The sequence below is a fragment of the Pseudomonas putida genome, from assembly GCF_022627325.1.
Lineage (GTDB): Bacteria > Pseudomonadota > Gammaproteobacteria > Pseudomonadales > Pseudomonadaceae > Aquipseudomonas > Aquipseudomonas putida_X.
On record NZ_JAETZZ010000014.1, the window covers coordinates 128,084 to 153,713 of the forward strand.

At 62.5% G+C, this 25,630-nt stretch carries 25 protein-coding genes and 2 tRNA genes; 15 read left to right on the forward strand and 12 right to left on the reverse strand.

The annotated features are described in order from the left end of the window. Positions 1-3 precede the first annotated feature (3 nt). From JNA92_RS21195 to JNA92_RS21205, 3 genes are read right to left on the reverse strand one after another with little or no spacing between them, the layout of a single operon-like run. A complete protein-coding gene (locus JNA92_RS21195) occupies positions 4-999 on the reverse strand; it encodes an ABC transporter permease (RefSeq protein ID WP_241806490.1) in 996 nt (331 codons plus the stop codon). Further along, on the reverse strand, positions 996-2,549 hold the full coding sequence (locus JNA92_RS21200) for a sugar ABC transporter ATP-binding protein (RefSeq protein WP_241806491.1): 1,554 nt from the start codon (positions 2,547-2,549) through the stop codon (positions 996-998). Before JNA92_RS21200 ends, JNA92_RS21195 begins: the two co-directional genes overlap by 4 nt. 18 nt (positions 2,550-2,567) lie before the next feature. Then, positions 2,568-3,524, reverse strand: coding sequence for a sugar ABC transporter substrate-binding protein (locus tag JNA92_RS21205; protein ID WP_241806492.1), 957 nt, complete (start codon positions 3,522-3,524; stop codon positions 2,568-2,570). A gap of 341 nt (positions 3,525-3,865) precedes the next feature. Between JNA92_RS21205 and JNA92_RS21210 the strand changes: the two genes are divergently transcribed. Together JNA92_RS21210 and JNA92_RS21215 are read left to right on the forward strand one after the other, a co-directional pair. Beyond that, positions 3,866-4,954 (forward strand): asparaginase, encoded by a 1,089-nt coding sequence (locus JNA92_RS21210; RefSeq protein ID WP_241806493.1) that lies wholly within the window; start codon positions 3,866-3,868, stop codon positions 4,952-4,954. 166 nt (positions 4,955-5,120) lie between these two features. Then, entirely contained in the window at positions 5,121-5,363 is a 243-nt protein-coding gene (locus JNA92_RS21215; protein ID WP_241806494.1) for a DUF1654 domain-containing protein, read from the forward strand. A 32-nt stretch (positions 5,364-5,395) separates the two neighbouring features. Here the strand turns inward: JNA92_RS21215 and JNA92_RS21220 are convergent, their stop codons facing one another. The 4 genes from JNA92_RS21220 to JNA92_RS21235 form a co-directional block, all read right to left on the reverse strand. After that, positions 5,396-5,821 (reverse strand): GTP pyrophosphokinase, encoded by a 426-nt coding sequence (locus JNA92_RS21220; RefSeq protein WP_241806495.1) that lies wholly within the window; start codon positions 5,819-5,821, stop codon positions 5,396-5,398. A gap of 214 nt (positions 5,822-6,035) precedes the next feature. After that, positions 6,036-6,608, reverse strand: coding sequence for an SPOR domain-containing protein (locus tag JNA92_RS21225; protein ID WP_241806496.1), 573 nt, complete (start codon positions 6,606-6,608; stop codon positions 6,036-6,038). 152 nt (positions 6,609-6,760) lie between these two features. Continuing rightward, positions 6,761-6,837 (reverse strand) — tRNA-Val (locus JNA92_RS21230). A 159-nt stretch (positions 6,838-6,996) separates the two neighbouring features. After that, positions 6,997-7,073 (reverse strand) — tRNA-Val (locus JNA92_RS21235). Positions 7,074-7,274: 201 nt separating this feature from the next. Here JNA92_RS21235 and JNA92_RS21240 point away from each other — a divergent pair. Continuing rightward, complete coding sequence (locus tag JNA92_RS21240) at positions 7,275-8,558, forward strand: NAD(P)/FAD-dependent oxidoreductase (RefSeq protein ID WP_012313845.1); 1,284 nt, start codon at positions 7,275-7,277, stop codon at positions 8,556-8,558. Positions 8,559-8,617: 59 nt separating this feature from the next. On the opposite strand, the gene JNA92_RS21245 is transcribed toward JNA92_RS21240, so the two are convergent. Next, complete coding sequence (locus tag JNA92_RS21245) at positions 8,618-9,361, reverse strand: peptidase C39 family protein (RefSeq protein ID WP_241806514.1); 744 nt, start codon at positions 9,359-9,361, stop codon at positions 8,618-8,620. A gap of 156 nt (positions 9,362-9,517) precedes the next feature. Here JNA92_RS21245 and JNA92_RS21250 point away from each other — a divergent pair, with 156 nt between their 5' ends. Then, a complete protein-coding gene (locus JNA92_RS21250; RefSeq protein WP_241806497.1) occupies positions 9,518-9,697 on the forward strand; it encodes a hypothetical protein in 180 nt (59 codons plus the stop codon). Between the two features lie 253 nt (positions 9,698-9,950). Here JNA92_RS21250 and pobA read toward each other — a convergent pair whose 3' ends face one another. After that, a complete protein-coding gene (gene pobA, locus JNA92_RS21255) occupies positions 9,951-11,138 on the reverse strand; it encodes a 4-hydroxybenzoate 3-monooxygenase (protein ID WP_241806498.1) in 1,188 nt (395 codons plus the stop codon). A 130-nt stretch (positions 11,139-11,268) separates the two neighbouring features. Here pobA and JNA92_RS21260 point away from each other — a divergent pair, with 130 nt between their 5' ends. The 3 genes from JNA92_RS21260 to JNA92_RS21270 all read left to right on the forward strand — a co-directional run bounded on the left by JNA92_RS21260 (position 11,269) and on the right by JNA92_RS21270 (position 13,576). Further along, positions 11,269-12,147 carry a helix-turn-helix domain-containing protein gene (locus JNA92_RS21260; RefSeq protein WP_241806499.1) on the forward strand — a complete coding sequence of 293 codons (879 nt, stop codon included), beginning with the start codon at positions 11,269-11,271 and terminating at the stop codon, positions 12,145-12,147. Between the two features lie 110 nt (positions 12,148-12,257). Next, on the forward strand, positions 12,258-12,656 hold the full coding sequence (locus tag JNA92_RS21265) for a MerR family transcriptional regulator (RefSeq protein WP_012313840.1): 399 nt from the start codon (positions 12,258-12,260) through the stop codon (positions 12,654-12,656). Positions 12,657-12,676: 20 nt separating this feature from the next. After that, complete coding sequence (locus JNA92_RS21270; RefSeq protein ID WP_241806500.1) at positions 12,677-13,576, forward strand: hydroxymethylglutaryl-CoA lyase; 900 nt, start codon at positions 12,677-12,679, stop codon at positions 13,574-13,576. A 532-nt stretch (positions 13,577-14,108) separates the two neighbouring features. On the opposite strand, the gene JNA92_RS21275 is transcribed toward JNA92_RS21270, so the two are convergent. Beyond that, positions 14,109-14,627 (reverse strand): MgtC/SapB family protein, encoded by a 519-nt coding sequence (locus JNA92_RS21275; RefSeq protein WP_241806501.1) that lies wholly within the window; start codon positions 14,625-14,627, stop codon positions 14,109-14,111. A gap of 212 nt (positions 14,628-14,839) precedes the next feature. On the opposite strand from JNA92_RS21275, the gene JNA92_RS21280 reads away from it, so the two are divergent. The 3 genes from JNA92_RS21280 to JNA92_RS21290 all read left to right on the forward strand — a co-directional run bounded on the left by JNA92_RS21280 (position 14,840) and on the right by JNA92_RS21290 (position 18,785). Next, the gene (locus JNA92_RS21280) at positions 14,840-15,079 is read left to right on the forward strand and encodes a DUF3203 family protein (RefSeq protein WP_241806502.1); all 240 of its coding nucleotides are present in this window, start codon (positions 14,840-14,842) and stop codon (positions 15,077-15,079) included. Between the two features lie 122 nt (positions 15,080-15,201). Continuing rightward, positions 15,202-16,611 (forward strand): GntR family transcriptional regulator MpaR, encoded by a 1,410-nt coding sequence (mapR, locus tag JNA92_RS21285; protein ID WP_241806503.1) that lies wholly within the window; start codon positions 15,202-15,204, stop codon positions 16,609-16,611. Positions 16,612-16,712: 101 nt separating this feature from the next. Further along, complete coding sequence (locus JNA92_RS21290) at positions 16,713-18,785, forward strand: hybrid sensor histidine kinase/response regulator (RefSeq protein ID WP_241806504.1); 2,073 nt, start codon at positions 16,713-16,715, stop codon at positions 18,783-18,785. On the opposite strand, the gene JNA92_RS21295 is transcribed toward JNA92_RS21290, so the two are convergent. Further along, on the reverse strand, positions 18,782-19,528 hold the full coding sequence (locus JNA92_RS21295) for an SDR family oxidoreductase (RefSeq protein ID WP_241806505.1): 747 nt from the start codon (positions 19,526-19,528) through the stop codon (positions 18,782-18,784). The two genes, JNA92_RS21290 and JNA92_RS21295, sit on opposite strands and share 4 nt — an antisense overlap. A gap of 99 nt (positions 19,529-19,627) precedes the next feature. Next, positions 19,628-19,921 carry a DUF1330 domain-containing protein gene (locus JNA92_RS21300; protein ID WP_241806506.1) on the reverse strand — a complete coding sequence of 98 codons (294 nt, stop codon included), beginning with the start codon at positions 19,919-19,921 and terminating at the stop codon, positions 19,628-19,630. Positions 19,922-19,999: 78 nt separating this feature from the next. Here JNA92_RS21300 and ribBA point away from each other — a divergent pair, with 78 nt between their 5' ends. From ribBA to JNA92_RS21325, 5 genes are all read left to right on the forward strand, one after another. Beyond that, a complete protein-coding gene (gene ribBA, locus JNA92_RS21305; RefSeq protein WP_241806507.1) occupies positions 20,000-21,115 on the forward strand; it encodes a bifunctional 3,4-dihydroxy-2-butanone-4-phosphate synthase/GTP cyclohydrolase II in 1,116 nt (371 codons plus the stop codon). A 376-nt stretch (positions 21,116-21,491) separates the two neighbouring features. Further along, the gene (locus tag JNA92_RS21310) at positions 21,492-22,517 is read left to right on the forward strand and encodes a polyamine ABC transporter substrate-binding protein (protein WP_241806508.1); all 1,026 of its coding nucleotides are present in this window, start codon (positions 21,492-21,494) and stop codon (positions 22,515-22,517) included. Beyond that, on the forward strand, positions 22,514-23,431 hold the full coding sequence (locus JNA92_RS21315; protein ID WP_241806509.1) for an ABC transporter permease: 918 nt from the start codon (positions 22,514-22,516) through the stop codon (positions 23,429-23,431). Before JNA92_RS21310 ends, JNA92_RS21315 begins: the two co-directional genes overlap by 4 nt. Before the next feature lie 6 nt (positions 23,432-23,437). Next, entirely contained in the window at positions 23,438-24,247 is an 810-nt protein-coding gene (locus JNA92_RS21320) for an ABC transporter permease (RefSeq protein WP_012313829.1), read from the forward strand. 19 nt (positions 24,248-24,266) lie between these two features. Then, the gene (locus JNA92_RS21325; RefSeq protein ID WP_241806510.1) at positions 24,267-25,415 is read left to right on the forward strand and encodes an ABC transporter ATP-binding protein; all 1,149 of its coding nucleotides are present in this window, start codon (positions 24,267-24,269) and stop codon (positions 25,413-25,415) included. Positions 25,416-25,630: the final 215 nt, after the last annotated feature.

A 25,630-nucleotide genomic window follows, 5' to 3' on the forward strand; every position in this document is an offset into this window, starting at 1 on the left:
TTTTCAGTTCCGCCGGCCTGCTCGCCGGCTACGGTAGGTGTCGAGCACCACGGCGATGACGATGACCGCCCCGGTGATGATGCGTTTGGTGGGTTCTGAAGCGCCGATCTGTGCAAGGCCTGCGGCCAGCACCGAGATGATCAGCACGCCGAAGAACGTGCTGATGACCGAGCCGCGCCCGCCCATCAGGCTGGTGCCGCCGATCACGACAGCGGCGATCACCTGCAGCTCCAGGCCGGCGCCGGCATTGGGGTCGGCGGCCTCCAGGCGGGAAATCTGGAACAGCGCGGCCAGCCCGGCCAGCAGGCCCATCAGGGCGAACACCAGCACCTTGTAGGGGCGCGGGTCGATGCCGGCCAGGCGCACGGCCTCTTCGTTGGTGCCGATGCCGATCAGGTGGCGGCCGAATACGGTCCGGGTCAGCACCAGCTGGGCGAGGACGATCACCAGCAAGGCAATGATGAAGGCCGGCGAGATACCGTAGGCGATGGGGTTGGAGAACCAGGCGTAGGCATCGCCGATGTAGGCGGTGCGCGAGTCGGTGAACTGGTAGGCCAGGCCGCGGGCCATTTCCAGCACGCCGAGCGAGACGATGAACGAGGGTATGCGCCAGGCCACTGTGACCGCGCCGGTGACGCTGCCGACCAGCGCGGCGACGGCCATGCCGAGCAAGGCGGCCGGCAGCACGCTCCACCCCCAGCCGAGGATGGCCACGCTGACGGCCGATGCCGCCAGCGCCAACACCGAGCCCACAGACAGGTCGATACCGCCGATGATCAGCACGAAGGTCATGCCTACGGCCAGCACCATCAGGTCGGGGATCTGGTTGGCCAGGGTGCTGAAGGTGGCGTATGACCAGAAGTGGCTGCTGAGCAACGAGAACAGCACGATCATCGCCAGCAAGGCGCCCGCCAGGCCCAGGTAGGTGCCGAGGCCGAAGTAGGTGCCGCTGCGGCGCACGGGGGCGCCGGCCTGTGTGTCGAGAGGTGTGGTTTTCATACATCCATCCTGGGCGCTGCGTCGTGCAGCAGGGCGTCACGTTTCTGGTAGCCGGCGAAGGCGGCGGCAAGGAGCTGGTCCTGGCTCCAGTGGTCGCGCTCGAAGGTATCGATCAGGCGGCCGGCCGACAGCACCGCGATGCGGTCGCAGATCAGCATCAGCTCGCGCAGGTCGCTGGACACCACCACCAGGGCCTTGCCCTGGCGCGCCAGCTCGGCCAGCAAGCCATAGATATCGAACTTGGCGCCCACATCGATGCCGCGGGTAGGTTCATCGAACAGCAGCACCTGGCAGTCACGCTCCAGCCAGCGGCCGATCACCACCTTTTGCTGGTTGCCGCCGGACAGCTCGCCGACCGCCTGGGCGGCATTGGCGCTGCGGATGCGCATGGCGGTGATCTGGCGTTCGGCCAGGGCCTTTTCGGCGTCGCCGTCGACCACCCCGGCGCGGGACAGCGCAACGAGGTTGCCCAAAGCGATGTTGGCGCTGATCGATTGCGTCAGCAGCAGGCCTTCGCCTTTGCGGTCTTCAGTGATGAGCGCGATACCGGCCTCGACCGCTGCCTTGGGCGAATCGATGGTCACCGCCTTGAGTGGCTGGCCGATTTCGATGCTGCCGCTGTCGGCACGGTCGGCGCCGAAGATCAGCCGCAGCAACTCGGTGCGGCCGGCACCTATCAGCCCGGAGATGCCGAAGATCTCCCCTGCCCTGACCTGCAGCGACACGTCTCGCACCTTGTCGCCGCGGCACAGCCGGTCGACCTTGAGCAACGGCGCGCCGATCTGGCGGCGGCCCAGGTCGATGTGTTCGCCCAGCTCGCGGCCGACCATCAGGTTGACCAGCTCGGCACTGCTGTAGCGCTGGATCGGCTCGTCGCACACCAGCTTGCCGTCGCGCAGCACCACGATGCGCTGGGCCACGCGCTGGAGCTCCTCCAGGCGGTGCGAGATATAGACGATGGCCACGCCGCGCTGGCGCAGGCGCTCGATCTGGGTGAACAGCAGTTCCACCTCGCGGGCGGTGAGCATGGCGGTGGGTTCGTCGAAAATCAGCACATGGCAGTCGCCGATCAGGTTGCGTGCGATCTCCACCATCTGCTGGTGGCCGATGCCCAATTCGCCCACCGGGGTGTCCGGGTCGATAGCGTCCAGGCCGACCTGGGCCATGGCGGCCGTGGCCAACTGGCGCAGGCGCTTCTGGCTGATCCAGCCGAAGCGGCTGGGCAGGTTGTCGAGGAACAGGTTTTCGGCCACGGTCAGGGTCGGCAGCAGGTTGAGCTCTTGCATGACCATGCGCACGCCAAGGCGCTCGGCGGCGCTGCGGCTGCCAGGTGCATAGGGCTGACCGCGGAAGGTCATGTGCCCGGTGGTGGGTGTTTCCAGCCCGCTGATGAGCTTGGACAGGGTGCTCTTGCCCGCGCCGTTCTCGCCGGTAAGGGCCAGCACCTCGCCGGCGCGCAGGGCCAGGCTGACGTCGCCCAGCACCGGTTGCGTGTAGCGCTTGCCCAGGCCGCTGGCAGCGAGCAGCACTTCGTTGGCCGTTACAGGCATGGCCATGTCTCCTGGCCGTCAAGGCTTGGTGATGAGTTCGACCGGGGTCTGGATGACGTTGTCGACGTCCACGTTCGGCTTCTGGCCTTTGAGCATCTGCAATGCCGCCTGGATGCCGTACACCGCCTGCTGGCTGGCCGCCTGGTCGAGGGTGGCGAGTACGCGGCCGTCCTCGAGCATGGGCTTGATGGCGTTGATGTTGTCGTAGCCCACCACTTGCACCTTGCCGGCCTTGCCGGCCGCGCGCACGGCCGATACGGCGCCCAGGGCCATGCTGTCGTTACCGGCCAGCAGTGCTTTTAGGTCGGGATATTCGTTGAGCATCGCGGCGGCGACGTTGTTGCCTTTGTCGATTTCCCAGTTGCCCGATTGCACCGAGACGATCTTCATCTGCGCGGCTTCCATGGCGTCCTTGAAGCCGGCAGTGCGCTGCTGGGCATTGGTGGTGGTCGGCACGCCTTCGATGATGCCGACCTGGTCACCGGCCTTGAGCTTCTCCTTGGCCAGGTAATCACCTACCAGGCGTGCGCCCTTGCGGTTGTCGGGGCCAACGAAGGGTACGCTGAGGTTCTTGCTCTTGAGTACGTCAGGGTCCAGGCGGTTGTCGATGTTGACCACGGTGATGCCGGCGTCCATGGCTTTCTTGATCACAGGCACCAAGGCTTTGGAGTCGGCCGGTGCGATTACCAGTGCGTTGGCGCCGGTGGCGATCATTTGTTCGACGATGCGGATCTGGTTGCTGGTGTCGGTCTCGTCCTTGATGCCATTGGCCACCAGGTCGAATTCGTTGGCGTGTTCTTTCTGGTAGGCCTTGGCGCCATCTTCCATGGTGCGGAAGAATTCGTTGGCCAGGGACTTCATCACCAGAGCGACCTTGGGTTTGTCTTCAGCATGGGCAGCGCCGAGTGGCAGGGCAAGCGACAGCGAGGAAATGACGGCGAGCGCCAGCAGACGACCGGGGAACGGCAGTTTCATGGGAGATGACTCCGAATCTTGTGGTTTTTATCGGATCGCAAACGTTTGCGTTGGCTAACTATGGAAACAGGACGAGGTTTTGTCAAATCCGTTTCGCTGGCGATGGCAAGTTACTTATGCCGGAGATTATCTGGGATTTTTCCGATAAACCGAACAGCTTTTCTTATTTTTGTTCGGATTTCCGAACCAAGGGGCCCGCCTGCGGCGCCTTGGGGTTAATCCCAACCCACAGCCACCGCGGCGCGCAGAGAATTACCGCGCCCAGCCTAGGATGGTACGAAAACTGCCTTGCACCCTGTGCGACACAGCACAATCTCACTTAGGAAGAGAGAACAATAATTATGAATGCTGCACTGAAGTCCTTCGCACCCAGCGCCCTGGCGCTGCTGCTGATTCTGCCAACCACCGCTTCGGCCAAAGAAGCTCAAACCCAACAGCAACTGGCCAACGTAGTCATCCTCGCCACCGGCGGCACCATTGCCGGCGCCGGCGCCAGCGCTGCCAACAGCGCCACGTACCAGGCGGCCAAGCTGGGCATCGACAAGCTGATCGCCGGCGTGCCGGAGCTTGCCGACATTGCCAACGTGCGCGGCGAGCAAGTGATGCAGATCGCCTCCGAAAGCATCAGCAACGACGACCTGCTCAAGCTGGGCAAACGCGTCGCCGAACTTGCCGAAAGCAAGGACGTGGACGGCATCGTCATCACCCACGGCACCGACACCCTGGAAGAGACCGCCTACTTCCTCAACCTGGTAGAAAAGACCGACAAGCCGATCGTGGTGGTGGGCTCCATGCGCCCGGGCACGGCCATGTCGGCCGATGGCATGCTCAACCTGTACAACGCCGTAGCCGTGGCCAGCGACAAGCAGTCCCGAGGCAAGGGGGTACTGGTGACCATGAACGACGAGATCCAGTCCGGCCGCGATGTGAGCAAGGCGGTCAACATCAAGACCGAAGCCTTCAAGAGCGCCTGGGGCCCGATGGGCATGGTGGTGGAAGGCAAATCGTACTGGTTCCGCCTGCCGGCCAAGCGTCACACCGTCAACTCGGAATTCGACATCAAGCAGATCAGCAGCCTGCCGCAGGTCGACATCGCCTACGGCTACGGCAACGTGACCGACACGGCCTACAAGGCACTGGCGCAGAACGGCGCAAAAGCCCTGATTCATGCCGGAACCGGCAACGGCTCGGTGTCCTCGCGCGTGGTGCCGGCACTGCAGGAGCTACGCAAGGAGGGTGTGCAGATCATCCGCTCGTCGCACGTCAACCAGGGCGGTTTCGTGCTGCGCAACGCCGAGCAGCCGGACGACAAGAACGATTGGGTTGTAGCGCACGACCTTAACCCGCAGAAGGCGCGGATCCTGGCGATGGTGGCAATGACCAAGACTCAGGACAGCAAGGAGCTGCAGCGGATTTTCTGGGAATACTGATCGCGGTGTGACAGGGCCCGCGGGGCTGGCTTAGCCAGCCCTTCGACCGGCTTCATTCCCCATGTATCGGCCACCCGCGGTCCTCCGCTTTTTACCTTACACGCAGTTGCGAAATACCCTACAGTGAAATACTGTATGCGCATACAGCAAAACAAGGAAAAGCCCCGTGGCCAGTACCGCCCCTGCAACGCCGAGCAGTTATGAACTGATGGGTACGCGCATCCAGAAGATCATCAACAGCCCCATCGCTCAACGTAGCCGCGCCGCCCTGATCTTCCGCCTGGAGCAGGAGTCGCCCGACGATTGGGAAACCCTGCTTGAGGAGATCGCCGAGAACGACAACGTCACCCTCGCCCACCGCGATGATGGCGGCGTGCAGATTTTCTGGACGGTGCCCAAGGACGACTGACTCGCACGGGCCTGGGCGATGCGAATCTGGGCCTAGGCCAGCGCCTGCAGGTAAGCGCTGGCCTGCTGATAACGAGCCAGCCGCCTCAGGTCGGCCGGGCCTGGGCGGGCGATGCGTGAAAGGTCGCTGTTGTCGGCCAGGTCGGCCATTTTGACGGTACGCGCCAATGGGTCGCAGCCCAGGCGCACCACGAAGTCCTCGTAGCTTTCGCCATCACGCCGGCTCAAGGCCAGCAAAGCAGCCAGGATCTTGAGCGTGAAACCCTCGCGGGCCAGGTCGGAAAGCGTAAGCGGCGTGTCTTCGATCACATCGTGAAGCACAGCGACAATGCGCTGCTCGGGCGTGGACACCCGCATCATCACCCGCAAAGGGTGCAGGATATACGCCGCACCGCCTTTGTCGTATTGCCCTTCATGCGCCCTGGTGGCCACCAGGATGGCCCGCTCCAGTGTAGACATGAGGCCCTCCCCGCTTCAAACCGTCTCCCAAACAAGCATAGACCGGTAGGGTTACAGATGACAGGCGTCTGTTCCGGCGCTTTCACAGGCACTGACAAGGGGCGGCTCGCCCCGGTACAGGCCAGGCAACTCGATGCATGGCAGCGACTGACCCGGTGCTCGCCGGCGAGCCGGCAGCCACCGAGGCCATGCTAAAGGGCGCGGCACGCTGCTATCAGCGCTGCGCTCCGTGCTGAATGACAACCGAGTCCGTACCCAGCTTGGCCATGACCTCTGCCTTGCGAGCCTCGGCTTCCTCTTTGGTGGGGAACGGCCCCAGCAGCACCACTGGCTTGCCATTGCGGTATTCGACCGAGGATGGGATGCCCTTCTCGATCAGGCGGGCGGTCATGTCGCTCAATGCACCCATGTTGGCGCCCTGGATCACCTCGACATCCCAGCCTTGAGGGGCAGGCTGATCGGCAAGGGCCTCGGCGCGGCGCTGCAACTCAGCGCCCCCGCAGATTTCGCGAATACGCAGGTTGTTGCCATTGTCGTCGACGATAATGTCGTACTGGCCATCGTCACCCTTGATGGCGACGTAGCTACGGTAAGCTTCGTACTGCCCGGCATCGTCTTTGCCACGCACCTGGCCGCAAATGCTGCCCTTGGTGTCGATCCGCACGTTGCCGAACTTGGCGGTGCTGGGGTTGTGCAGGTGCTCGGCCACCTGTTTGTGCACACCTTCAACCTCATTCTCACAGCCCACCAGGGCCAGCACTGCCATTACCACTGCCAGTTTGCGCACGCGTGTATCTCCCGTTTCGAAGCGGCGAATTCTAGCATGGCGACCCCTGACCCGGACCGCGACCATACGTTACACCTTGCTACATACCGGCCATCTGCCAGAAACGCACAATACAAAAAGGGCGATCCTTTCGGATCGCCCTTTCTGATGTTTGGTAGGCACAATTGGACTCGAACCAACGACCCCCACCATGTCAAGGTGGTGCTCTAACCAACTGAGCTATGTGCCTGTCGTGTGGTGCGCATATTAGTCACCGAATGCGTACCTGTAAAGCGTTTTTTTCAAAAAAATCAAAAACTTTCAGCAGCCTGCCGGCCTGGGTGACGCGGCCGCCTATAAAAGCGAGACACAAAAAAGGCGACCCTTTCGGATCGCCTTTTCTGATGTTTGGTAGGCACAATTGGACTCGAACCAACGACCCCCACCATGTCAAGGTGGTGCTCTAACCAACTGAGCTATGTGCCTGTCGTGTGGTGCGCATTCTACGCATTCCAAAACCGCTGTCAACACTTTTTTTTGCGCTAACCTACTGAATCTAAACCTCTTTATAGAGAAGCGCCGACCAAGGAGCAGTTAAGGATTTTCAACGGACGACTAGCGGGTGTTTATTATTATTGATAGCATCGGTACATTCGTTAAAAATATAAAACACGAGGTTTCTCGAGCATGGCCAATACCCCCTACCCCCAGTCCTACTACGCCGCCTCGGCCAACCCGGTGCCGCCACGTCCGGCGCTGCAGGGTGAGGTGGAAACCGATGTGTGCATCATCGGTGCAGGCTATACCGGCCTGTCCAGCGCCCTGTTCCTGCTGGAGAACGGCTTCAAGGTGAGCATCGTCGAAGCGGCGAAAGTCGGCTTCGGTGCGTCGGGTCGCAACGGCGGCCAGATCGTCAACAGCTACAGCCGTGACATTGACGTCATCGAGCGCACGGTCGGCCCCAAGCAGGCGCAACTGCTGGGCCACATGGCCTTCGAAGGCGGGCGCATCATCCGTGAACGCGTAGCCAAGTACAACATCCAGTGCGACCTGAAGGACGGTGGCGTGTTCGCTGCGCTGACGTCCAAACAGATGGGCCACCTGGAATCGCAAAAGCGCCTGTGGGAACGCTTTGGCCACAATCAGCTGGAGCTGATGGACCAGAAGCGCATCCGTGAAGTGGTCGCCTGCGACAGCTATATCGGCGGCATGCTGGACATGAGCGGCGGCCACATCCACCCGCTGAACCTGGCCTTGGGCGAAGCGGCCGCAGTGGAGTCACTGGGCGGCATCATTTATGAGCAGACCCCGGCCATCCGCATCGAGCGTGGCGCCAACCCGGTCGTGCACACCCCACAGGGCAAAGTGCGCGCCAAGTTCATCATCGTCGCCGGCAACGCCTACCTGGGCAACCTGGTGCCAGAACTGGCGGCCAAATCAATGCCTTGCGGTACTCAAGTGATCACCACCGAGCCCTTGGGCGAGGAACTGGCCCGCACCCTGCTGCCGCAAGACTACTGCGTCGAGGACTGCAACTACCTGCTCGACTACTACCGCCTGACCAGCGACAAGCGCCTGATCTTCGGCGGTGGCGTGGTCTACGGTGCACGCGACCCGGCCAACATCGAAGCGATCATCCGCCCGAAGATGCTCAAGGCCTTCCCGCAGCTCAAGAACGTTAAGATCGACTACGCCTGGACCGGCAACTTCCTGCTGACCCTGTCGCGTCTGCCACAGGTTGGCCGTATCGGCGACAACATCTATTACTCGCAGGGTTGCTCGGGCCACGGCGTCACCTACACCCACCTGGCGGGCAAGGTGCTGGCCGAGGCACTGCGTGGCCAGGCCGAGCGCTTCGACGCGTTCGCCGGCCTGCCGCACTACCCGTTCCCGGGTGGCCAGATGCTGCGCGTACCGTTCAGCGCCCTGGGAGCCTGGTACTACAGCCTGCGCGACCGCCTGGGCTTCTGATGCTGCTGCCATCACTGGCCTGATCGCCGGCTTAGCGAGGTCAGGCCAGGGTTGGTGGCTTACCTTTGCAGGCTGGCCACGGCTTGCTTCGCCGCCAGTTCCTGGCCCGCGCGGGCCAGTTCATCGGCAGCCTGCAGCCAGCGCTGCCGGTCCACCTGGGCCGGCAGTTGCCGCGGCGGCTGAACCAGTATCGCCCAGCTCCCCTCTTGCGCCCACGCCGACTTGAAATCTTCAAAGGCCATCATCTGCCGCCGGTGCATCCCCGCACGCAGCAGCACCCGCTGCTTGTAACGGTCAAAGCCGATCAGCACCGCATAGCGCGGCTCGCTCCACCACGCCGAACCTTCCTGAAAACGCACCAGCACCGGGTTGCCTGCAGCCACTTGGGTCAACAGAGCGTCCAGCTGTTTGTCCAGCGGGTACACGACCCTGCCGTAATCGCGCGCCACGCGGGGGATGCCGGTGCCCAGTGACTCGGCGCCCTGGGGCAGGTTCAGCGGCTTGTCCAGCAGCCCCGGGGTGATCGGCGCGCCCTGCTGCGAGAGCAACGCCGCCAGCGCCATGGCCCCACTGTGGTTGGCGTTGCCTCGGTAGAACGGCACGCTGCTGATCTCGACCCGCTGCGCAACGCCCTTGACGGCGGTGGGTGGCGTGCCGGCACAACCTGAGAGGCTGGCGGCCAGCAGGCAGGCCACCATCACGCGGCGCGGCTCGAAAAACCGGGACTTGAAGGAAATTTGCACCATGGACACTCGCTTGTTCTGACGCCAGGCTGCCAACGCCCGGCCTTGGCCGACGATCATAGGATGCCAGTCGACGCGGGTATAGCCCGCTGCGGGCTTGGAACCAAACGAACCAAGCAATAGACCTTCGATAGATGGAACGTCACGCGGCGGGAGCTAGACTAAAGCAATATCTGGAGGGTGAGCCGAAAGCTGACCCAAGAGAAGGAGGTAGACATGAGCCTGACCATGGCAATCCTCATGCTGGTAGGTATGTGGCTTAGCGTCGCTGCCGCCATGCTCTGGGGTGTACTACGCATCGTGCGGCGTCATGCACAGCACCACCACCTGCCACCGCAGGTTCCGGCCAAGCAGCAGCCGATCAATCGGGCGCGCCGTCACGCACAGGCGCATTGATCTTCGCAATTACCCAGGCCCATCGCCGGCAAGCCGGCTTGTATGGACTGCCCCCGCAAGCTGGATACTGATCCAGCCTTGGGGGGCAGCCCAGGCTTTGCACTGGTTTCAACCGCAGCGCAGTACCTGTAGGAGCCGGCTTGCCGGCGATGGGCTGCGCGGCAGCCCTGGTCACGTTAACTGACGGCCATTGGTCTGCGGCCCTCTTAATTTGCTCGCAAGCCCCGCGGAACCCTCACGTCATGCCCCGCCCCTACACCACCTCTTCGAACGGCAACCCGACGTAGTTCTCAGCAATGTTCACCAGCCCCGCAGGCGAAGACAGGAAGTATTCACGGTCCGCCTCCTGCATCTTCTGCTCCCAGGCATCCTTGTGTTCACCAAAGTCATGCAGCAACTGGGTCATGAACCAGCTGAAGCGCTCGCCTTTCCACACGCGGCGCAGGGCCAAGGGCGAGTACTGCTGCAGCAGGTCGGTACGCCCTTCGCGATAGACCTTGACCAGGATACGGTAAAGATAATTCACGTCCGAAGCCGCCAGGTTGAGGCCCTTGGCCCCGGTGGGCGGGACGATATGGGCCGCGTCACCGACCAGGAACAGGTGCCCGTACTGCATCGGCTCGACCACTAGGCTGCGCAAGGGCGCAATGCTCTTTTCCAGCGCCGGGCCGGTGACCAGGCGCTCTGCCACGTCTTCGGGCAAGCGGGCCTTGAGTTCGGTCCAGAAACGCTCGTCGGACCAGTCCTCCACGCGTTCATCCAGCGGCACTTGCAGGTAGTAGCGGCTGCGGGTCTGCGAACGCTGACTGCACAGCGAAAAACCACGCGCGTGATGGGCGTAGATCAACTCGTGGTTCACGGGCGGCGTATCGGACAGCATCCCCAGCCAACCGAACGGATACACGCACTCATAGTGCTTGAGCACACCTTCGGGGATGCTCTGGCGCGACACACCGTGGAAGCCGTCGCAGCCGGCGATGTAATCGCAGTCCAGGCGGTGGGTCTGGCCGTCCTTCTCGTAGGTAACGTAGGGCCGTTCGCCCTTGAGTTCGTGGGGCCGCACATTGCTGGCCGAATAGATGATCGGCGCACCAGTGGCCTCGCGCGCCTGCATCAAGTCCCGCGTCACCTCGGTCTGGCCATAGACCATGACCGTCTTGCCTCCGGTCAGGCCCTTGAGGTCCAGCCGTTGCCGGCGGCCACCGACAAGCAACTCGACACCCTCGTGCACCAAACCTTCACGGTCCATGCGCTCGGCAACACCTGCCTCACGCAGCAGGTCGACAGTCCCTTGCTCGAGCACGCCGGCACGGATGCGGCCAAGTACATAGTCTGGTGTCTGTCGTTCCAGAATGACTGTGTCGATCCCAGCCTTGTACAGCAGTTGACCCAGCAGTAGGCCAGACGGACCTGCACCGATGATTGCAACCTGAGTTTTCATTGTTGTTCTCTCGTGTTATTAGATTTCTACTTGCATTTTTACGGGCTGCGCAGGCGGATTAGCTGTGCTATCCGATGGGAAAACTGCACTTTTGTAAAAAGCGTTCGATTAACGGACAGGTCAGTTCTTGATGAAATCGTCACTCCCCGGCGTCCCGCTGTTTCAGCTGTATGGCGAAAACCAGGCATGGCCCGGCACGGACCTGCTGCATTGCGAGTCGATCCCGGCCCGCAGCCGGCTGCACCATTGGGAAATCAAACCGCACCAGCACGCCGAGCTATTTCAGTTGCTGTATGTGCAACGTGGCCAGGCGCAGGTAGAGATCGAGGGCGTGCGCAGTGCCATTGGCGAAGCGGCAATTCAAGTGGTACCACCGCTGACCGTGCACGGGTTTCGCTTCAGTGCCGATATCCAGGGGCATGTACTGACCTTCGGCACCGCGCTGGTAGCCAACCTTGAGCAGCGCCTGGGCGCACCGCTGGGGGTGCTGGCCAAGCCTGCCTGTTACCCGCTGGGCAAGGACCGCGTGCGCCTGCGCGGCCTGATCGACACACTGCAGCAGGAGTACCAGGGCCATGCCCCGGCACGGGCGCCCATGCTCGAAGCCCTGGTGACCGCGCTGATGGTGTGGATCAGCCGTCGCCAGCAATTGGGCCAGGCGCCCCGCAACCGAGACGAACGTGACCGTCAGTTGCTGGGGCAATACCTGCGCCTGGTCGAAGCGCACTACCGTGAGCACCTTTCAGTGGAGGACTTCGCCGCGCGGTTGAAGATCCCGAGCCTGCAGCTCAACCAGCTGTGCCGGGCCTTGAGCGGGCAGACCGCACTGCAACTGGTGCATCAGCGGCTGCTGCTGGAGGCACAGCGCAACCTGATCTACACGCGGATGAGCATCGGGCAGTTGTCGGACAGCCTCGGGTTCAGTGACCCGACCTACTTTGCGCGGTTCTTCAAGCGCCTGAGTGGGCAGACACCCAATGGTTACCGTCGCTCGGTCCAGCCCGATTGACTGCAAATGCCTTTACTGGACGGCCAAGCGCGACGCCTGCGCAACAGCCTGCTTGACGTTTACGTCAACCTGCATTCAGGATACCGTCATACTCCACGCCGAGCCCACGCATGAGCACCCAGACCTACAGCATCTCCGACCTGTCCCGCGAGCTGGACATCACCACCCGCGCCATCCGTTTCTATGAGGAACAGGGCCTGCTCAGCCCGGAGCGTCGTGGCCTGGAGCGCATCTATTCGGCACGCGACAAAGTCAGCCTGAAGCTGATCCTGCGTGGCAAGCGCATCGGTTTTTCGCTGGCCGAATGCCGTGAACTGATCGAGCTCTACGACCCCAGCAGCGGCAACCTCAAGCAACTCAACAGCATGCTGGCCAAGATCACCGAGCGCCGCGCCCAGCTTGAGCAACAGATGCTGGATATTCACCAGATGCAACTGGAGCTGGACACTGCCCAGGAACGTTGCGAACAGGCCCTGGCCGCAACCCTGAACAATAACGACAACCGTTGACCCGCCACAGGAACCCCACCATGCCTTTGCCCGAAAAAGTCCGCCTGGTCGAAGTCGGCCCCCGCGACGGCCTGCAGAACGAAGCCCAGCCCATCAGCGTTGCTGACAAGGTGCGCCTGGTCGACGACCTTACCGACGCCGGGCTGGCCTACATTGAGGTCGGCAGTTTCGTTTCGCCCAAGTGGGTGCCGCAGATGGCCGGCTCCGCCGACGTGTTCGCCGCTATCAAGCAACGCGAGGGTGTTACCTATGCGGCGCTGGCGCCCAACTTGCGGGGTTTCGAGGACGCCCTGGCGGCCGGGGTGAAGGAAGTGGCGGTGTTCGCCGCTGCCTCCGAGGCGTTTTCCCAGCGCAACATCAATTGCTCGATCAGCGAAAGCCTCAAACGTTTCGAGCCGATCATGCTGGCGGCGCGCAGCCACGGTGTGCGGGTGCGCGGTTACGTTTCCTGCGTGCTCGGCTGCCCGTATGAAGGCAAGGTCAGTGCCGAACAGGTCGCCCCCGTGGCCAAGGCCCTGCATGAGATGGGCTGCTACGAAGTGTCCCTGGGTGACACCCTCGGCACTGGTACCGCAGGTGCTACCCGCAAACTGTTCGAAGTCGTCTCGGCGCACGTGCCGCGTGAGCAACTGGCCGGCCACTTCCACGATACCTACGGCCAGGCCCTGGCCAACGTGTATGCCAGCCTGCTCGAAGGTATCAGTGTGTTCGACAGCTCGGTGGCGGGCCTTGGGGGTTGCCCCTATGCCAAAGGTGCCACGGGCAATATCGCCAGCGAGGACGTAGTTTACCTGCTACAGGGGCTGGGGATTGAAACCGGCATTGACCTGGACCGCTTGATCGCTGCGGGGCAGCGGATCAGCGAGGTGCTGGGCCGGGCCAACGGCTCACGTGTGGCGCGAGCACGCAGCGCACAGTGATTCACACGGTCGTCACAAATGTGTGGGTGAGTGTTACCGCCCCCACAGGCCTCAGCAAAAAATCGGGTAACAGGGAAACAATTCGACAGAATTTCACGCCACCCGAATTGGGCGATTCAGCTCAACCCATTGATTTACAAAGCTTTTCAAAAGTTGGCACGGCGCCTGCTATATCTTTCGTACAACAACAACAAAAAATGCGACACCCAATAAAAACAACATGTACCGGCTCTGACATAACAAGAACAACACGGCAGAGGCGCAGCAAGCAGATTTTTTTGGAGTAGACACGCTTTTCAGGGGTTCGCCCCGCGGTCTGGCACAGAACAATAAAACTACCTCAAGGTAGCGGCAGCCAGCATCGGATCCTCAGGATGAAAGCAGGTCAGCGCTCAAAAAAATACGTTTGCTCTTGACCCCGGTTGGGGGTCACTCGCAGCACCAAGGCAAGCCTACAAAAACAATAAAAGGTCGGCCTTCAATAATAAGAAAAGAGCAGGCAACAACGCTTTGAGGGGAGCTTCGGCTCCCCTCAGTGCTTCCTGACATCCTCCTCCTGCTGCTTCTCCTCGTCCTGCCCCTCCACCTTCTCCACCATTATCGGCATCGTGGCCAGCACCAGCAGTGAAAGCACTGTGCTGATCAGCGCCGTCGCCTCACGCCCCATGCCTGCAGCGGTACCGATGGCAGCCGTCATCCACAGGCCGGCAGCCGTGGTCAGGCCTTTGACGTGGCTGGTGTCGCGACCATTACCTTTGAGGATGGTGCCCGCACCGAGAAACCCGATACCGGCGACGATACCCTGGATCACCCGGCTCAAGGCCTGCTCGTCGGCACCGGCCATGCTTGGCGCTAGCACGAATAACGCGGCGCCCATCGACACCAACATATGTGTACGCACCCCAGCGGACTTGCCTTTGTGCTCACGCTCGAAGCCCAGAATGGCCCCCAGACTGGCGGCCATCAACAGGCGCAGGATGATGCGGGTGACTTCACGCACTTGCGTGATATCGGCGAATTCGGCTTGTATGGTTTGCCAGATCACGTCCATGAAAAATTTCTCGCGGTCATGCTAGTGGCCGGCCCTGGCGCCGTTTCGCGGCTGAGTTCGCGCTCACAGCGCAGCCTTCAGAGCCGCGTACGGCAGGGCTCTTTGAGGGTGGACCGCCGCCGCCCCCACAAAGTGCCCCGCCCGGCGGTTTGATGCAGCAACCGTTGAGTGCCTGCGGTCACAGCTGTAACTGCAACCCGGAGGACTAGCCCATGCCCGTCGAAATCGAAGAAAGCACCCGCCGCTGCACCCTCATAGGCGAAGACCTGCGCATCGAAGGTGATGGCCCGGACATTGAGATCATTACCGATGAACAGTTGCGCATGTCCGTGGCGCTGTTGGCAGGCCAGCGTGTGCCGATCACCGAAGCCGAAGCCGACGCGCTGACCGTAGCCGGCGCCGTGGACAGCCGAAAACACTTGAAGGCGAGCGTTCCTGGCTCGGTAATCTAGAGTGGCTGAAGCACCGAGCAGCAACTGATCCGGTTTTTGGTGCATGGCCTGAGCCTGTACTGAAAACCGCTTCGGGCCCATAGTGGGGGTGACTTGCCTGTTCACCCTGCTGCCGAGCCTTCATGAAACGCTACGAACGATTCGCCGATGACATTGCCGAACTGATCCGCTCTGGCGTGCTCGGCCCCGGCCAACGCGTGCCATCGGTGCGCTACGCCAGCCAGACACACGGTGTCAGCCCGTCGACCGTGTTCCAGGCCTACTACCTGCTCGAACGCCGTGGGCTGATCCGCGCACGGCCGCGTTCAGGCTATTTCGTCACTGCCCATGCACCGCGTCACTTCTGCGAGCCACAGGCACTGGAGCCGCTGAGCGAATCGACTGACGTGGATGTCAGCGCCTTGGTGTTCTCGATACTCGAATCGATCAAGGACCCGAACACCGTGCCGTTCGGCTCAGCGTTCCCCAGCCCGGAACTGTTCCCGCTGCAGCGCCTGTCGCGCTCGCTGGCCAGCGCCAGCCGGGCCATGGACCCACGCATGGTGGTCACCGACCTGTCACCGGGCAACCCGCAACTGCGCCGGCAGATCGCCCTGCGCTACATGGTTGGCGGGATGATGCTGCCCATGGAGGAGTTGCTGATCACCAACGGCGCGCTGGAAGCACTGAACCTGTGCCTGCAGGCGGTCACCGAGCCGGGTGACCTGGTGGCGGTCGAGGCACCGGCCTTCTACGCCTGCCTACAGGTGCTGGAACGGCTCAAGCTCAAGGCAGTGGAAATACCCGTGCAGCCACGCGAGGGCATGGACCTGGCCGCCCTCGCCCAGACCTTGGAAAAGCACCCGGTCAAAGCCGTGTGGTGCATGACCAACTTCCAGAACCCGGTGGGCGCGAGCATGCCCGAGGCGAAGAAACAGGCGTTGGTAGCGTTGCTGGAGCGCCATCAGGTGCCGCTGATCGAGGACGATGTCTACGCCGAGCTGTATTACTCGCAACAGGCGCCCAAGCCTGCCAAGGCCTTCGACACTCAAGGCCTGGTCATGCACTGCGGCTCATTCGCCAAGAGCCTGGCGCCCGGTTACCGGATCGGCTGGGTAGCCGCAGGGCGCTTTGCCCAGAAGATCGAGCGGCTCAAGCTGATGACCTCACTGTGCGCCTCGATGCCGGCCCAGGCGGCCATTGCCGACTACCTGGAACACGGTGGGTATGACCGCCACTTGCGCAAACTGCGCTATGCCCTGGAAGGCCAGCAAGCCAACATGCTCGCCGCCATCTCGCGCTATTTTCCGGCGCAGACGCGAGTCAGCCAGCCTTCTGGCGGCTACTTTCTGTGGCTGGAACTGCCCGAACGGATAGACGCGCTGAAGCTGTTCCACATGGCCCTGGCCCAAGGCATCAGCATCGCGCCGGGGCCTATATTTTCGCCCACCCGCCGCTTTGGCAACTGCATCCGCCTGAACTATGGCACCCCGTGGAGCGACACCGCCGAGCGGGCCATGGGAACCCTAGGCCGCATCATCCGCTCGTTCTGACAGCAAAATGGGCATTCGGGCGTAACCTGGCAAAATTACGAGTAGGCGTAGCACAGCCGCAGCGTTAAAGTCTTAGCCACGCACTGCTGCCGGACGCTGCCATGCCTGTGAACGAGATGCTTGCCCTGCGCGAAGAAATCGCCACCTTGCGCCAACGTATCACGCAGCTTGAAGCCGAACTGCAGCAGCATTCGCCGCTAGGCCTGGATGTTTACCGCTTTCTGTTCGATACCATGGACGAAGGCTTCTGCATCATCGAATTCATTGACGGCCCCCATGGCCCGCTGAGTGATTTCGTGCACGTGCTCGTCAACCCCGCCTATACCAAGCACGCCGGCATCGCTGACGCGACCGGCCAGAAAATGCGCGACATATTGCCTGATGAAGCCGACGCGTGGGTTGCCCGTTACGGTCCCGTGCTGCACACCGGTGCCCCCCAGCAATTCGAACAGGAACTACGAGCCAGCGGCCGCGTTCTGTCAGTGAGCTCTTTTCGTATCGAGCCGCCGGAGCGCCGGCAGGTTGCGGTTCTGTTCAAGGATGTGACCGAGCGGTGCAACAGCGAGCAGGCCCTTGCGCAGCTCAATGCACACCTGGAGCAACGGGCAAGCGAAGCTATGGCACAGCGCAGCCTGTTCGCAGAGCTTATCGACCAGAGCGCAGCCAACGTGCACGTGCTCGACAACGGCATGCACTGGCTGGCCGTCAATCGCAAGGCCAGAGAGGACTTTCGGTTCCTGTATGGCCATACACCGGTAGTCGGCGCCTACATGCCGTCGCTGATGGGTGACAATGCCGCAGATCGCGAGACGATCCTGCCCTTATGGCGACGGGCACTGCAGGGCGAGCAGTTCACCGAGATCGGTGCATTCGGCCAGCAACCAGACCAGCGCCATTATGAACTGCGCTTCAATGCCCTGCGTGACGCTGCTGGGGCCCCGGTAGGCGCTTACCTGTTCGCCTATGACATCAGCGACCGCGTACAGGCGCAACAACGCCTTGCCAACGCAGAGCAGGCCCTGCGCCAGGCGCAAAAGATGGAGGCCGTCGGGCAGCTTAGCGGCGGCATCGCACATGACTTCAATAATTTGCTCGGCAGCATCCTCAATACCCAGGAACTGATCCAGCTGCGCCTGCAGCAACAGCGTTATACCGAGCTGGACAATTTACTCGACATGTCCAACAGCACGGCCAAACGCGCCTCATCCCTGGTGCAACGACTGCTGGCATTCTCGCGCCAACAAACCCTGCAACCACGCGCCACGGAGGTGGCAGAGCTGCTGGGCGGCATGCAGGAGCTGCTACGCCGAACGATCGGCCCCTCCATTTCCCTGCACAGCCGGTTCGCTCCTGAACTATGGCCCACCTTCATCGACCCGCCACAGTTGGAAAGCGCCCTGCTCAACTTGTGCATCAATGCACGTGACGCGCTGCCTGACGGGGGTGTCATCAGTATCCATGGTGACAACGTGGCGCTCGACAGTGATCAGGCACGCCCTTTGGGGTTGCCCAGCGGCGACTACGTGCGCCTTAGCGTTGTCGACAACGGCTGCGGGATGAGCGAGGAAGTGGTCGCACGTGCCTTCGACCCTTTTTTCTCAACCAAACCCATTGGCAAGGGCAGCGGCCTGGGGCTGTCGATGACCTATGGTTTCGTGCGCCAGTCCGGTGGGCAGTCACGCGTGCTTTCGCAACCCGGCATGGGCACACGTGTGGAATTGTACCTGCCGCGCCATCACCAGCAGCCCACGGCGCAGCCCCAGGCGCCCAAGGCCAGCGCTCTGGATCAACACCGTGCCAACGGGCAGCGCATCGTGCTGGTGGAAGACCAGCTAGCCCTGCGCGTGGTGATCAGCGAGGTACTGCAAGAGCAGGGTTACCGGGTCAGCGCCTTCGAGAATGGGCGGGGCGCCTTGGCACACCTGGAACACAGCGAACGGCCGGACCTGCTGATAAGCGACATCGGCCTGCCCGACGGCCCCAACGGTCGCCATGTGGCGGAGCACTACCGGCGGCAGCACCCCGACCTCAAAGTGCTGTTCATTACCGGCTATGACAACAGTGCGGCGCTGGGGGGCGGCCCGCTACTCCATGGCGCTCATGTGCTGGGCAAGCCGTTCGAGCTGGACGTGCTGGCCGAGTGCGTGCAGCAACTGCTGAGCGGTGCCGATTAGCGCCCGCCGCCAAGGTCGAGAAAGCTACCAGTGGAATAGGACGCCTTGTCCGACAGCAACCAGAGAATGGCCTCGGCCACTTCTTCCGGGCGACCGCCACGCCCCATGGGCAAGCCAGGTTCCAGCTTGGCGACACGGTCGGGGTCGCCGGACAGGGCGTGGAAGTCGGTATGAATGTAGCCTGGGCGCACGCCATTGACCCGCACACCCTCACCTGCCACTTCCTTGGCCAAGCCAAGGGTGAAGGTATCGAGGGCGCCTTTGGACGCGGCGTAGTCCACATACTCGTTGGGTGAGCCCAGGCGTGCAGCCCTTGATGACACATTGACGATGGCCCCACCTTGGCCACCGTGGCGGCGGGCCATGCGCAGCAAGGCGTGCTTGGCACAAAGCATCGGCCCGACGACATTGGTTTTCATCACCTTGAGCAGGCGGAACTCCGACATGTCTTCCACGCGGCTCTGCTGGCCGATGGTGCCCGCGTTGTTCACCAGTGCGGTGACGGCGCCGAGCGCTTCATCGACGCGGTGGAACAGCTGGATCACCTCGTCCTCGACACTGGCGTCTGCACGCACACAAATGGCCTGGGCGCCGAGTGCGCGGACCTGGGCAAGAATGGCGTGCGCGGCCTGGTCATCGGCGTGGTAGTTGATGCAGATGCGGTAACCCTCACGGGCAGCCTGCAGCGCGGTGGCGGCGCCGATGCCACGGCTGGCGCCGGTGATGACAATGACTTTCTCCATGGGCCTGCCAAATCACGTGGGAACATAGGTTCGACAATAGGGGAAAAGCCAGCCTCTTGGAATGACCCAGCACAACAGCTCAGCAATTTCGCCCCGCGCTCAGGGCTCGAACCCTTCGACGATGATCACCTCAGCCTTGGCCACGCCGTGACGATGGCTGCACGCTTGTTGGTACAGCTCGGATCGATAGCAGGCCAGCGCCTGTTCGTAGGTCTGGAACTCGATCACCACGGTCCGCTGGGGCGTCGACCGCCCTTCCATCGCCTCGCTGCGCCCGCCCCGGGCCAGGAACCGCCCGCCGAATGCGGCAAAGGCGGCGGGCGCACGTTGGGTGTACTGCTGATACTGCTCGGGGTCGGTCACGTCCACGTGGGCAATCCAATACGCTTTCATTCGCTACTCTCCTGATGCAAAACTATTTGTGTATGATGGTATACCATAATAATCACCCATTCACAGTGAGCGTTCAGCATGGCTTTCAACACGATCGAAGCACTCCTCGAGGACTACCGCCAAGGCAAGATGGTGCTGCTGGTGGACGACGAGGATCGGGAGAACGAGGGCGACCTGCTGATCGCCGCCGAGCGCTGTGACGCGCAGGCCATCAACTTCATGGCCCGCGAAGCGCGGGGCCTGATCTGCCTGACCCTGACCGATGAGCATTGTCAGCGCTTGGGGCTGGAGCAGATGGTACCGGCCAACGGCAGCGCGTTCAGCACCGCCTTCACCGTATCCATCGAGGCGGCCACGGGGGTGACCACGGGCATTTCTGCGGCTGACAGGGCGCGCACCGTGGCCGCAGCCATGGCCGCCGATGCCCGCCCGGCGGATCTGGTGCAGCCCGGCCACATCTTCCCACTGCGTGCCCGCGAAGGCGGTGTGCTGAACCGCGCCGGCCATACCGAAGCGGGTTGCGACTTGGCACGCCTGGCCGGTTTTGCCCCGGCTTCGGTGATCGTCGAGGTGCTCAACGATGACGGCACCATGGCCCGCCGACCGGACCTGGAAGTATTCGCCGCTCGGCACGGCATCAAGATCGGCACCATCGCCGACCTGATCCACTACCGCCTGAGCACCGAGCAGACCATCAAGCGCATCGGTGAGCGCGAGCTGCCGACCGTGCACGGCACCTTCCGCCTGGTGACCTATGAAGACCGTATCGAAGGCGGTGTGCACATGGCCATGGTGATGGGCGATATCCGCCGCGAGCAGCCGACGTTGGTGCGCGTGCACGTCATCGACCCGTTGCGCGACCTGGTCGGTGCCGAGTATGCCGGGCCGGCGAACTGGACCTTGTGGGCTGCGCTGCAGAAGGTCGCCGAGGAAGGTGCCGGGGTGGTGGTGATCCTGGCCAACCATGAATCATCCCAGGCACTGCTCGAACGCATCCCGCAACTGACTCAGCCGCTGCGTCCGTACCAGCGGGGCCAGTCGAAGGTGTACTCGGAAGTCGGCACTGGCGCGCAGATTCTCCAGGACCTGGGCGTCGGCAAGCTCCGCCACCTGGGCCCCCCGCTCAAATACGCAGGCCTGGCGGGCTATGAGCTGGAAGTGGTCCAAAGCATCCCCTTCCAAGCCCCCAGCTGAAAGCTCCAAGCTGCAAGCTGCAAGCTGCAAGCTGCAAGCAAAAGCAAAAGCAAAAGCAAAAGCCGATCTTCGGCACGACGCGAACCGCTTCTACTTGCAGCTTGCAGCTTGAAGCTTGCCGCTCAGAAGCCCGCTTCTACTTGCAGCTTGCAGCTTGAAGCTTGGAGCTCAAAGAAGAGTGATGGCCGGTAGCCTCTCCCTCTTGCCAAAATCTTGGAATACCATAATATGATATCCCGTAGACCTTGAAATCGCAGGCCGCTACCTACACTTACCCAACGGCCACCGACACTTTGTTTTAGCTGCTCCCCGAATACTGTTGGCGGGCGCACTACCAGCCCCGCCTCGAATAACAAAAAGCAACGAGGGCGTAACCATGCTGTTGAGCAAACGTGTAACCGCAGTGCTGTCCGCCAGCCTGCTGACCCTGGCATGTCAGGCGACCCAGGCCGCTGACAGCCTCAACTTCGTCAGCTGGGGCGGTACCACCCAGGACGCCCAGAAAGAAGCATGGGCCGTACCTTTCAGCAAATCGACCAACATCAAAGTGGTACAGGACGGCCCGACCGACTACGGCAAGCTCAAAGCCATGGTCGAGAGCGGCAACGTGCAGTGGGACGTGGTCGACGTGGAAGCCGACTTCGCCCTGCGTGCCGCCAGTGAGGGCCTGCTCGAACCCCTCGATTTCACCACCATCGCGCGCGACAAGATCGACCCACGCTTCGTCTCCGACCATGGCGTCGGTTCGTTCTTCTTCTCGTTCGTGCTCGGCTACAACGAAGGCAAGCTCGGCGCCAACAAACCGGTGGACTGGACCGCCCTGTTCGACACCAAGACCTACCCCGGCAAACGCGCCCTGTACAAGTGGCCGAGCCCCGGCGTGCTGGAACTGGCCCTGCTGGCTGACGGCGTGCCGGCTGACAAGCTCTACCCGCTGGACCTGGACCGCGCCTTCAAGAAGCTCGACACCATCAAGAAAGACATCGTCTGGTGGGGCGGTGGGGCCCAGTCGCAGCAATTGCTGGCCTCCGGCGAAGCCTCGCTTGGCCAGTTCTGGAACGGCCGCGTCTACGCCCTGCAGCAAGATGGAGCGCCCGTGGGCGTGAGCTGGAAGCAAAACCTGGTCATGGCCGATTTCCTGGTCATCCCCAAGGGCGCCAAGAACAAGGACGCGGCCATGAAGTTCCTGGCCCAGGCCAGCAGCGCCGAAGGCCAGGCCGATTTCGCCAACAAGACCGCCTACGCGCCGGTGAACCTGGACAGCGTGGCCAAGCTCGACAAAGACCTCGCGCAGAACCTGCCAACCGCCTACGCCCAGGACCAGGTAACCCTGGACTTCGCCTACTGGGCCAAGAACGGCCAGGCCATCGCCGCGCGCTGGAATGAGTGGTTGGTGAAATGAAAGTCGCCATCAACGCCCTGCACAACGCGCAAGGTGCCCCCACGGGCGCCGGCGCCCCCGGGACGGCCCCGCGCCGCATGAGCCTCGGCCAGCGCTGGAAAGGCAGCCGCAACCTGTTGCCTGCCCTGCTGTTCCTTGGCCTGTTCTTCTTCGCCCCGCTGATCGGCCTGTTGCTGCGCGGGGTGCTGGAGCCCGTGCCGGGGCTGGGCAACTACGAGCAGCTGTTCGCCAACTCGGCGTATGCGCGGGTCTTGTTCAACACCTTTTCGGTTGCCGGCGTCGTCACCCTGATCAGCGTGTTGCTGGGCTTCCCGCTGGCCTGGGCAATCACCCTGGTGCCCAACGGCTGGGGCCGCTGGTTGCTGAACATCGTGCTGTTGTCGATGTGGACCAGCCTTTTGGCGCGCACTTACTCGTGGCTGGTGCTGCTGCAGGGTTCGGGGGTGATCAACAAGGCGTTGATGGCGCTGGGCATCATCGATGCCCCGCTGGAAATGGTGCACAACCTGACCGGCGTGGTGATCGGCATGAGCTACATCATGATCCCGTTCATCGTGCTGCCACTGCAGGCGACCATGCACGCCATCGACCCGATGGTGCTGCAGGCCGGCTCCATCTGCGGCGCAAGCCCCTGGACCAACTTCTGGAAGGTGTTCCTGCCGCTGTGCCGCTCGGGGCTGTTCTCCGGTGCGCTGATGGTGTTCGTCATGTCGCTGGGCTACTACGTCACCCCGGCCCTGCTGGGTGGCGCGCAGAACATGATGCTGCCCGAATTCATCATCCAGCAGGTGCAATCGTTCCTCAATTGGGGCCTGGCCAGCGCCGCCGCCGCACTGCTGGTGGTCATCACCCTGGTGCTCTTCTACCTGTACCTGAAGCTGCAACCGGAGTCCCCGGTCGGCAACGCGAGGTAAACCGCCATGCTTCTGTCTCCCAATGCCATGGGGCGCCCGCTGCGCACGGGCCTGTACCTGACCACCGGCGTGATTGCGGCCTTCCTGCTGCTGCCGGTCGTTTTCATCATCCTGCTGTCGTTCGGCTCATCGCAATGGCTGGTATTCCCGCCACCAGGCTGGACCTTCAAATGGTATGCCCAGTTCTTCGCCAACCCTGAGTGGATGGACGCCGCCCTGGCCAGCTTCAAGGTCGCCGTGCTGACCACCATCGCCGCCGTGCTGCTGGGCCTGCCTACCGCATTCGCCCTGGTGCGTGGTCGCTTCCCTGGCCGCGAAATGCTCTATGGGCTGTTCACCATGCCGATGATCGTGCCGCTGGTGATCATTGCCGTGGCGGTGTATGCACTGTTCCTGAAGCTCGGCTACACCGGCACGCTGTTCGCCTTCGTGGTCAGCCATGTGATCGTTGCCCTGCCCTTCACCATCATTTCGATCATCAACTCGCTCAAGCTGTTCGACCAATCGATCGAGGACGCCGCGGTCATCTGCGGCGCCTCGCGCCTGCAGGCGATCTTCAAGGTGACCTTCCCGGCCATTCGCCCGGGGATGATCGCCGGCGGGCTGTTCGCCTTCCTGGTCTCGTGGGACGAGGTGGTACTGAGCGTGATGATGGCCAGCCCCGACCTGCAAACCTTGCCCGTCAAGATGTGGACCACCCTGCGCCAGGACCTGAGCCCGGTGATCGCCGTCGCCTCGACGCTGCTGATCGGCCTGTCGCTGTTGGTCATGGTCATTGCCGCCGCCTTGCGCCGGCGCACCGAAACGAACGCCTGAGCGCCCGGAGAAAACAACAATGAGTGCAGTGATCAAAGACAACGCGCACACCAAGACCCTGGTCAGCCTGCGCGGCCTGAACAAGCATTACGGTGACTTCACCGCCGTGGATAATCTGGACCTGGAAATCCAGGACGGCGAGTTCCTCACCTTCCTCGGCTCCAGCGGCTCGGGCAAGTCCACCACGCTGTCGATGCTGGCCGGGTTCGAGACGCCCAGCAGCGGCGAGATTCTGGTCGACGGGCAGTCGCTGGTGAATGTGCCACCACACAAGCGCGACATCGGCATGGTGTTCCAGCGCTACTCGCTGTTCCCGCACCTGAATGTGCGTGACAACATCGCTTTCCCCTTGGCCATCCGCAAGCTCAGCGCTGCTGAAACCCAGAAGCGGGTCGATGCCATGCTCAAGCTGGTGCAACTGGAGGCGTTCGCCCATCGCAAGCCTTCGCAGATGTCGGGCGGCCAGCAGCAGCGGGTGGCGATTGCCCGCGCCTTGGTATACGAACCTCGTATCCTGCTGATGGACGAGCCCCTTGGCGCACTGGACAAGAAACTGCGCGAAGACCTGCAGGATGAACTGCGCCAGCTGCACCGCCGGCTGGGCATCACCATCGTCTACGTCACCCACGACCAGGAAGAAGCCATGCGCCTGTCCCAGCGCATCGCCATCTTCAGCCACGGCAAGATCGTCGGCCTGGGCACCGGTTATGACCTCTACCAGAATCCACCCAACGCCTTTGTCGCGTCGTTCCTGGGCAATTCCAACTTCCTGCGCATCACGGCCACCAGCAACGGCGCTGGCAGCTTCGAAGGCCAGCCGGTGGCGATCCGCCTGACGCCTGGCCTGGCGGCGGGGCAAGATGCGTTGATCATGGTACGCCCGGAAAAGGCCCTGGCACTCACCACCGAGCAAGCGGCACGCCAACCGTTGCCAGCGGGCTGGAACGAAGTGATTGCCAAGGTCGGCGAAGTGCTGTTCCTCGGCGAAAGCCAGACCTGCCATGTGATGACCCCGGGCGGGACCGAACTGACCGTGAAAGCTCTCTCGGCTGCGGGAATGTCCATGCAGCCCGGGGATACCGTGAAGGTCCGCTGGGCGGTTGCAGATGCCTGCATCTACACCCAATGGGCGCAAAGCGACCTGAGCAAGTCGGCCGGCGCGCACTGAGGGTCAGCAGTAGATGGATGATTCACGCGCATCGTGACCAATCCTCGCATGCGCGTTCCAGGTGCCAGGCGCTGACCCGCGGCGTCCTTATCGCCGGCAAGCCGGCTTGTATGGTTAGACTTGAAGGGGTGGTGGGACTAAATGCCGGATTCTGACTGTTGACGCAGTACAGACTGTGGGAGACATCGCCCCACCCCTTCCACCAAAGCGCCGAT

Excerpts from the sequence above, each read along its gene's own strand:
- JNA92_RS21195 (WP_241806490.1), bottom strand. The coding sequence starts at position 999 with ATGAAAACCACACCTCTCGACACACAGGCCGGCGCCCCCGTGCGCCGC.
- JNA92_RS21200 (WP_241806491.1), bottom strand. The coding sequence starts at position 2,549 with ATGCCTGTAACGGCCAACGAAGTGCTGCTCGCTGCCAGCGGCCTGGGC.
- JNA92_RS21205 (WP_241806492.1), bottom strand. The coding sequence starts at position 3,524 with ATGAAACTGCCGTTCCCCGGTCGTCTGCTGGCGCTCGCCGTCATTTCC.
- JNA92_RS21210 (WP_241806493.1), top strand. The coding sequence starts at position 3,866 with ATGAATGCTGCACTGAAGTCCTTCGCACCCAGCGCCCTGGCGCTGCTG.
- JNA92_RS21220 (WP_241806495.1), bottom strand. The coding sequence starts at position 5,821 with ATGTCTACACTGGAGCGGGCCATCCTGGTGGCCACCAGGGCGCATGAA.
- JNA92_RS21240 (WP_012313845.1), top strand. The coding sequence starts at position 7,275 with ATGGCCAATACCCCCTACCCCCAGTCCTACTACGCCGCCTCGGCCAAC.
- JNA92_RS21245 (WP_241806514.1), bottom strand. The coding sequence starts at position 9,361 with ATGATCGTCGGCCAAGGCCGGGCGTTGGCAGCCTGGCGTCAGAACAAG.
- JNA92_RS21250 (WP_241806497.1), top strand. The coding sequence starts at position 9,518 with ATGAGCCTGACCATGGCAATCCTCATGCTGGTAGGTATGTGGCTTAGC.
- pobA (WP_241806498.1), bottom strand. The coding sequence starts at position 11,138 with ATGAAAACTCAGGTTGCAATCATCGGTGCAGGTCCGTCTGGCCTACTG.
- JNA92_RS21260 (WP_241806499.1), top strand. The coding sequence starts at position 11,269 with ATGAAATCGTCACTCCCCGGCGTCCCGCTGTTTCAGCTGTATGGCGAA.
- JNA92_RS21265 (WP_012313840.1), top strand. The coding sequence starts at position 12,258 with ATGAGCACCCAGACCTACAGCATCTCCGACCTGTCCCGCGAGCTGGAC.
- JNA92_RS21270 (WP_241806500.1), top strand. The coding sequence starts at position 12,677 with ATGCCTTTGCCCGAAAAAGTCCGCCTGGTCGAAGTCGGCCCCCGCGAC.
- JNA92_RS21275 (WP_241806501.1), bottom strand. The coding sequence starts at position 14,627 with ATGGACGTGATCTGGCAAACCATACAAGCCGAATTCGCCGATATCACG.
- JNA92_RS21280 (WP_241806502.1), top strand. The coding sequence starts at position 14,840 with ATGCCCGTCGAAATCGAAGAAAGCACCCGCCGCTGCACCCTCATAGGC.
- mapR (WP_241806503.1), top strand. The coding sequence starts at position 15,202 with ATGAAACGCTACGAACGATTCGCCGATGACATTGCCGAACTGATCCGC.
- JNA92_RS21290 (WP_241806504.1), top strand. The coding sequence starts at position 16,713 with ATGCCTGTGAACGAGATGCTTGCCCTGCGCGAAGAAATCGCCACCTTG.
- JNA92_RS21295 (WP_241806505.1), bottom strand. The coding sequence starts at position 19,528 with ATGGAGAAAGTCATTGTCATCACCGGCGCCAGCCGTGGCATCGGCGCC.
- JNA92_RS21300 (WP_241806506.1), bottom strand. The coding sequence starts at position 19,921 with ATGAAAGCGTATTGGATTGCCCACGTGGACGTGACCGACCCCGAGCAG.
- ribBA (WP_241806507.1), top strand. The coding sequence starts at position 20,000 with ATGGCTTTCAACACGATCGAAGCACTCCTCGAGGACTACCGCCAAGGC.
- JNA92_RS21310 (WP_241806508.1), top strand. The coding sequence starts at position 21,492 with ATGCTGTTGAGCAAACGTGTAACCGCAGTGCTGTCCGCCAGCCTGCTG.
- JNA92_RS21315 (WP_241806509.1), top strand. The coding sequence starts at position 22,514 with ATGAAAGTCGCCATCAACGCCCTGCACAACGCGCAAGGTGCCCCCACG.
- JNA92_RS21320 (WP_012313829.1), top strand. The coding sequence starts at position 23,438 with ATGCTTCTGTCTCCCAATGCCATGGGGCGCCCGCTGCGCACGGGCCTG.
- JNA92_RS21325 (WP_241806510.1), top strand. The coding sequence starts at position 24,267 with ATGAGTGCAGTGATCAAAGACAACGCGCACACCAAGACCCTGGTCAGC.